At 62.8% G+C, this 6,587-nt stretch carries 7 protein-coding genes and 1 pseudogene; 1 reads left to right on the top strand and 7 read right to left on the bottom strand.

Annotation, left to right across the window (positions count from 1 at the left end; genetic code table 11):
• From EN925_RS17645 to petA, 4 genes and pseudogenes are all read right to left on the bottom strand, one after another.
• Positions 1-439 (bottom strand): annotated as a pseudogene (locus tag EN925_RS17645) (phosphatase PAP2 family protein); the annotation flags it as partial.
• Between the two features lie 127 nt (positions 440-566).
• Entirely contained in the window at positions 567-1,439 is an 873-nt protein-coding gene (locus EN925_RS17640) for a cytochrome c1 (RefSeq protein ID WP_128336756.1), read from the bottom strand.
• A gap of 28 nt (positions 1,440-1,467) precedes the next feature.
• Positions 1,468-2,769 (bottom strand): cytochrome b N-terminal domain-containing protein, encoded by a 1,302-nt coding sequence (locus EN925_RS17635; RefSeq protein ID WP_013529985.1) that lies wholly within the window; start codon positions 2,767-2,769, stop codon positions 1,468-1,470.
• A 17-nt stretch (positions 2,770-2,786) separates the two neighbouring features.
• Positions 2,787-3,347, bottom strand: coding sequence for a ubiquinol-cytochrome c reductase iron-sulfur subunit (gene petA / locus EN925_RS17630; protein ID WP_013529984.1), 561 nt, complete (start codon positions 3,345-3,347; stop codon positions 2,787-2,789).
• Between the two features lie 314 nt (positions 3,348-3,661).
• Between petA and EN925_RS17625 the strand changes: the two genes are divergently transcribed.
• Positions 3,662-4,006, top strand: coding sequence for a cupin domain-containing protein (locus EN925_RS17625; protein WP_013529983.1), 345 nt, complete (start codon positions 3,662-3,664; stop codon positions 4,004-4,006).
• Positions 4,007-4,009: 3 nt separating this feature from the next.
• On the opposite strand, the gene EN925_RS17620 is transcribed toward EN925_RS17625, so the two are convergent.
• The 3 genes from EN925_RS17620 to EN925_RS17610 form a co-directional block, all read right to left on the bottom strand.
• Complete coding sequence (locus tag EN925_RS17620) at positions 4,010-4,321, bottom strand: DUF6665 family protein (RefSeq protein WP_013529982.1); 312 nt, start codon at positions 4,319-4,321, stop codon at positions 4,010-4,012.
• A 1-nt stretch (position 4,322) separates the two neighbouring features.
• The gene (locus EN925_RS17615) at positions 4,323-4,802 is read right to left on the bottom strand and encodes a GNAT family N-acetyltransferase (protein ID WP_013529981.1); all 480 of its coding nucleotides are present in this window, start codon (positions 4,800-4,802) and stop codon (positions 4,323-4,325) included.
• Between the two features lie 4 nt (positions 4,803-4,806).
• The coding region (locus EN925_RS17610) for an ABC transporter ATP-binding protein (RefSeq protein ID WP_164894258.1) at positions 4,807-6,587 on the bottom strand (1,781 nt) is incomplete at its 5' end.

Genomic DNA, 6,587 nt, shown 5'->3' with positions numbered 1-6,587 from the left:
GCCAGGAACCGGAGCTCGACAACTTGACCGCCGGCTTGACGAGGTCGCTGAGCTGGTGCGGACGCGGGCGCTTCCAGATATCCTTGGCCGGATCGACGACGGCGCCTTCGGTGGCCACGACGCGGTCGAAGAAGGCGCTGAATTTGGGCAGCGTTTCCTTGTTGAATTTCGGCCCCATGACGTTGGCGAAGCGCCAGACATTCTCGTCGGCATCGGCGACGGCGCTGGCTACCATCTCGGGCGTGCGTGTCACCTGCAGCATCAGCACCTCGCCGAGTTCGGCCTTGGTCTGCGCCGAATCGTTTGCCGGCGGCGGCGGCAGGATCATCGTCAGGTCGACATCCTTGTTGGTGACGAAAGGCTGGGCGTCCTCCGCTTGCGCGGCCGAGCCGACGATGAGCAGCAACAGGCCTGCCGCGAGCGATGCGTATCTTTTCATGGGTGCGATCCTTTGATGAGAGCAGCACAGGATCGCCGGATGCGGTGACGGCCATGTGACATGGCCGGCTTCTGGAAATGCAAAAGGGCGCCTCTCGGCGCCCTTCGTGATCACTTGATCGTGTGGCTTAATGCGCCACGCCTTCCCACACCTTGCGCTTGGTGAGATAGACCAGCGCGCCGAACAAAAGCAGGAACACCAGAACGCGAAAACCGGTCTTCTTGCGGTCTTCCATATGCGGCTCGGCCGCCCAGGCCAGAAAGGCGGAGACGTCGCGGGAATACTGGTCGATGGTCTGCGGCGCACCGTCATCATAGGTCACCTGGCCGTCGGAGAGCGGCTTGGGCATCTTCAGCGACACGCCGGACATGAAGTACGGATTGTAGTGGGTGCCTTCCGGGATGACCATGCCGGCCGGCGGCGTCTGGTCGTAGCCGGTCAGCAGCGAGTGGATATAGTCGGGGCCGCCCGCGTCGTACTGGGTGAAGATATCGAAGACGAACTGCGGAAAACCGCGTTCGACACCGCGAGCCTTGGCCAGCAGGGACATGTCTGGCGGAGCAGCACCGCCATTGGAGGCAGCGGCGGCTTCCTCATTGGCGAAGGGCGGCGGGAAGTGGTCGGACGGCTTGCCGGGACGGTCGAACATGTCGCCGGCATCGTTGGGACCGTCGTGGATGGTGTACTCGGCCGACAGCGTCTTGATCTGCGCATCGGAATAGCCGAGGTCCGACAGCGTGCGGAACGCCACCAGGTTCATCGAATGGCAGGCCGAGCAGACTTCCTTGTAGACCTTGAGGCCGCGCTGCAGCTGCGCCTTGTCATAGGTGCCGAATGGGCCGGTGAAACTCCAGTCCATTTCCTTCGGCTCGTCGATCGGGAAATGCGTCGGATTGGACACATTGTGTGCCTCTTCGGCGGCGATCGCCCGAGTGCCCGCCGCCCCAGCGGCGACGGCCACAAGGCCGATCATCGCCAGCGAGGTGAGAATCTTTTTCATGCCAAATCCCCTTAGATTCTCTACCCGCTCAGCCTTTGGTTTCCGGAGCCGCCGTAGCGCCCGCCGGATGTCCGCTGCCGCCCTTGTTCTTCTCGAGCACCGCCTCGGTGATCGAGTTCGGCAACCGTCGCGGCGTCTCAATCAGGCCGAGCACCGGCAGCGCGATCAGGAAGAAGGCGAAGTAGAACAATGTCGCCATCTGCGCCATGAACACATAGCTGCCTTCCGCCGGCTGCGAGCCCAGCCAGCCAAGCAGGATGGCATCGGCCACGAACAGCCAGAAGAACAGCTTGTACCAGGGCCGGTAAACCGCCGAGCGCACCTTCGAAGTGTCGAGCCACGGCACCAGGAACAACATGACGATGGCGCCGAACATGCATAGCACGCCGCCGAGCTTGGAGTTGATCGGCCCGACATTGAAGGTGATGGCGCGCAGGATCGCGTAGAACGGCAGGAAGTACCATTCGGGCACGATGTGGGCCGGCGTCTTCAGCGGGTTGGCGACGATGTAGTTGTCGGGATGACCGAGATAGTTCGGCAGGTAGAAGACGAAATAGGCGAAGAAGAACAGGAACACGATCATGCCGAACGCGTCCTTGATGGTCGCGTAGGGGGTGAAGGCCACGGTGTCGGTCTTCGACTTGACCTCGATGCCCGTCGGGTTCGACTGGCCGACGACATGCAGCGCCCAGATGTGCAGCACGACAACGCCGGCGATCATGAACGGCAACAGATAGTGCAGCGCAAAGAAACGGTTCAGCGTCGGGTTGTCGACGGCAAAGCCGCCGAGCAGCAGCTGCTGGATCCAGTCGCCGACCAGCGGAATGGCGCTGAAGAAGCCGGTGATGACGGTGGCGCCCCAGAAGCTCATCTGGCCCCATGGCAGCACGTAGCCCATGAAGCCGGTCGCCATCATCAGGAGATAGATGATGCAGCCGAGGATCCACAGCAGTTCGCGCGGCGCCTTGTAGGAGCCGTAATAGAGGCCACGGAAGATGTGGATGTAGACGGCGACGAAGAAGAACGAGGCGCCGTTCGAATGCATGTAGCGCAGCAGCCAGCCCGAATTCACGTCGCGCATGATCTTCTCGACCGAGCCGAAGGCCAGATTGGTGTCGGCCGTGTAATGCATGGCCAGCACGATGCCGGTCAGGATCTGCGCCACCAGCATGATCGACAGGATGCCGCCAAAGGTCCATGCATAGTTGAGGTTGCGCGGCACCGGATAGGCAACGAAGCTGTCATAGACCAGCCGCGGCAGCGGCATGCGGGCGTCGAACCAGCGTCCGAGACCGGTTTTGGGCGTATAGGTCGAGTGTCCCTCGCTCATCGAAATATCCCCCTGCCTCAACCGATAAGGATCTTGGTATCGGAAATGAACTTGAATACCGGAACCGCCATGTTCTCCGGCGCCGGGCCTTTGCGGATGCGGCCGGCGGTGTCGTATTGCGAACCGTGGCACGGGCAGAACCAGCCGCCGAAATCGCCTTCCTGGCCAAGCGGAATGCAGCCGAGATGCGTGCAGACCTGAACCATCACCATCCAGGCTTCCTTGCCGGGCGTGGTGCGATTGGCGTCGGTCGCCGGTGCGTCGGCCGGGAGATTGGCGTTGCGGGCGATCGGATCCTTGAGATCGGCCAGCTTGACCGCCTCGCCGTCCTTCATTTCCTGTTCGGTGCGGTTGCGGACCACGACCGGCTTGCCACGCCATTTGACGATCAGCGACATGCCCGGCGTCAGCGAGGCGACGTCGACTTCGACCGAGGCGAGCGCCAGCGTCGATGCGTCAGGGCGCATCTGGTCGATGAACGGCCACGCGAAAGCACCCGCGCCGACCACTGCGGCCATGCCGGTGGCGACGTAGAGAAAATCACGACGGTTGGGATCCTGGGTGTCGGTTGCGCTCACGGGTGCCTGATCCTTTCGCCTCTTCCGTGCCGGTGGCTGAGCCTTGTTCCCCGCTCAATTACGCCAACCCGACAGCGCATGGCGAACAGGCTTGCGAATTCCTCCGGCATTTGGACTTCGGTTTATGCGTGAAGCCCGTTTTTGTCCAGACGGGTGAAGGCACAAGGGCAGATTGTCGCGGGGACAAAATCCGCCGCCGGTCAACACGACGCCGGATAGCCGCCAACCATCACTAAACAATCGGGAAACACCCGCAAATCCGACGCCCTTGTTCGGCTCGACACAAGGCCCCAGCCGGGTCTATCCTTGTCATTATGGCACACGTCATAGACCGCGACACCTGGGCCGTTCGCTCGGACCATTGGAAGGGCGAGTTGCAATGTGGCGCCTACGGCTCCAACTCCTGCCTGATCTTCAACTATCTGCCTGATGTCGGCGGCGGCCCGCGCCTGCACACACATCCCTACGCGGAGATCTTCATCATCCGCCAGGGCACCGGCCTGTTCACTGTCGGCGACCAGGAAATCGAGGCATCCGCCGGCCAGATCCTGATCGTGCCACCCAATACGCCGCACAAATTCACCAATCTCGGCCCAGGCCCACTGGAAACGACCGACATCCACGAGAATGGCAGCTTCATCACCGAATGGCTGGAGTGATCCCTATTTCGCGCCGAGCCTGGCCAGCACCGCTTTCGGGATGTTGTATTCACGAATGACGGCATCGTGCTTGCGCAAGCCGCACAGCTCGCGCTGGATGAAATAGCCATGCACCGCCTCGGCGGCATCCTTGAGCAGAAGGGGGCGCAGTTGCTCGTCGGCATTGTCGCGCAGCCTGGCCAGCGTTTCCTCTACCCGCTGGCCGGCGCGGCCGAGTGCTGCCGCCTTTTCCGCCAATATTTCATGGCCGAGCGCGTCGAAGGCGGCTTCGGCGGCCGAGGCGCCGGCAAGATGAGATGGCGGACGCAAGGACATTTCAGCCTCCTTTCCCGAAAACCATGCGGTGTGTGACGAACTCTTCGCCTGCTACGCGCTGAAAGCCAAGCCGTTCATAGAAACCGAAGGCTTCTTGCGGCGCGCGGGTGTTCAGCATGGCGAAATGGTGACGTGCCCTGTCGACAACGGTTTCGACCAGCATCCGGCCAAGGCCGGCGCGACGGTGGCGCGCGCTCACAAACAGGTGCCGGACCCGGCCGTGGCCCCTGCCCTCGAAATAGGGATCGATGTTCAACCCGCACACGCCGGCGAGTTCCCTTCCATACCATGCTCCGTACAGCGCCTCCCCCCGTTTCAGGAACTTGTTGCGGCCACTTGCCCAGCCATCCGCAAGGCGTACCAGCATCCAGTAGCCTTCCAGCCGGCTCTCTTCCTTCAGCGTGTCGAAGGCCGGCATGGTCGGCCGGAGCCGCTTGAGCACGTAGCCGACCTCTGGGATGGCGCCTGTCGATCCACCCATGGAGCTACTCCGCCGGGCGCGTCTCTTCGAGCACGCTGTCTTCGTGATAGAGAAAACCGCCGGACTGCCGCTTCCACAGCCGCGCATAGAGCCCGTCGAGCGCCACCAATTGGTCATGCGTGCCTTGCTCGACAATGCGGCCGCCGTCGAGCACCACCAGACGATCGAGTGCTGCGATCGTCGACAGCCGGTGGGCGATGGCGATGACCGTCTTGTTTTCCATCAGCCGCGTCAGATTCTCCTGGATCGCCGCCTCGATGTCGGAATCGAGTGCCGAGGTCGCCTCATCGAGAATCAGGATCGGCGCATCCTTGAGGAAGACGCGGGCGATCGCCACGCGCTGGCGCTGGCCTCCCGACAGTTTGACGCCGCGCTCGCCGACAAACGCCTCGTAGCCGGCGCGGTCCCTGTTGTCGCGCAAGGTCAGGATGAACTCGTGCGCCTCGGCCTTTTTCGCCGCCGCGATCACCTCCGCATCGGTCGCGTCAGGCATGCCGAGCTTGATGTTGTCGCGCAGCGAACGGTGGAACAGCGCCGTGTCCTGGCTGACGACGCCGATATTGGCGCGCAGCGAATTCTGCGTAACTTTGGCGACATCCTGGCCATCGATGGTGATCGACCCGCTCTCGAGATCGTAGAGGCGCAGGATCAGATTGGCGAGGGTCGTCTTGCCGGCGCCGGACGGTCCGACCAGCCCTACCTTCTCGCCTGGCCTGACGACAAGGTCGATGCCGTTCAGCACGCCGAAACCTTTGCCGTAGTGGAACTCGACGTTCTTCACCGCGATACGGCCGCCTGCCACGACGAGTTCCTTGGCGTCGGGCGCATCGGTGAGGCCGAGCGGCTGCGAAATCAGCGCCTTGGAGTTCTCCAGCACGCCGAGGTTTCGCAAGATGCTGTTGAGCTGCATCATCAGCCGGCCGAGCAGCATGTTGAGCCGCAGCACCAGCGACAGGGTGAAGGCGACCGCGCCGACGGTGATCGAGCCCTCGACCCAGAGATAGACGGCAAAGCAGCCGATCGCCGTGATCATGATGCCTGACAGCGTGGTCAGCGCCATGCGCACGCCGGTCAGCCGGCGGGTGAACGGGCGCAATGCGTCGAGATAGATGTCGAAACCGTTCCTGATGTAGCGGTCGTCGCCATCGGCCGAGAACAGTTTCAGCGTCTGCACGTTGGAATAGGAATCGACGATGCGGCCGGTGATCATCGAGCCGGCCTCGGCTGTTTCCTCGGCATGCTTGCGGATTGCCGGCAAATAGAGCTTGGCCAGCCAGCCGAAGGCGGAAATCCAGATCACCACCAGAACCGCCAGCCTGAGATCGAGGCCTGCGACCAGCGCCAGCGTCGTCACCGTGTAGACGATCATAAACCAGACGACCTCGATGAAGCTTTCCATCAAGTCGCCGGTCGCCTGGCCCGCCTGCCAGACCTTCGTCGCGATGCGGCCGGCGAAATCGTTCTGGAAAAAGGCGTAGGACTGGCGCGAGACATGCCGGTGCGCCTGCCAGCGCACCAGATTGTAGAAGCCCGGCGTGATCGTCTGTTCGTCGACCAGCGCCGACAAGCCGACGACGACGGTGCGGATGACCAGCACCACCACGGCCATGAAAACCAGTTCAGGGCCGGCGGCGGCCCACAGTGCGTGCCAGCTGCGCTCGGCGGGAAGCTGGTCGAGAATATCGACCAGCCGCCCGACGAAGTAGAACAGGCCGGCCTCGACCAGCGGCGCGATGCCGCCGATGACCAGCATGGCGAAGAAGGCGAACTTCGCCTGGCCGACAT

Origin of the sequence: Mesorhizobium sp. M7A.F.Ca.US.006.04.2.1, assembly GCF_004022915.1 — a bacterium.
GTDB classification, from domain to species: Bacteria; Pseudomonadota; Alphaproteobacteria; order Rhizobiales; family Rhizobiaceae; genus Mesorhizobium; species Mesorhizobium ciceri.
Note: the sequence above shows the minus strand (reverse complement) of the source record. Positions and strands in the feature narration are given on the sequence as shown.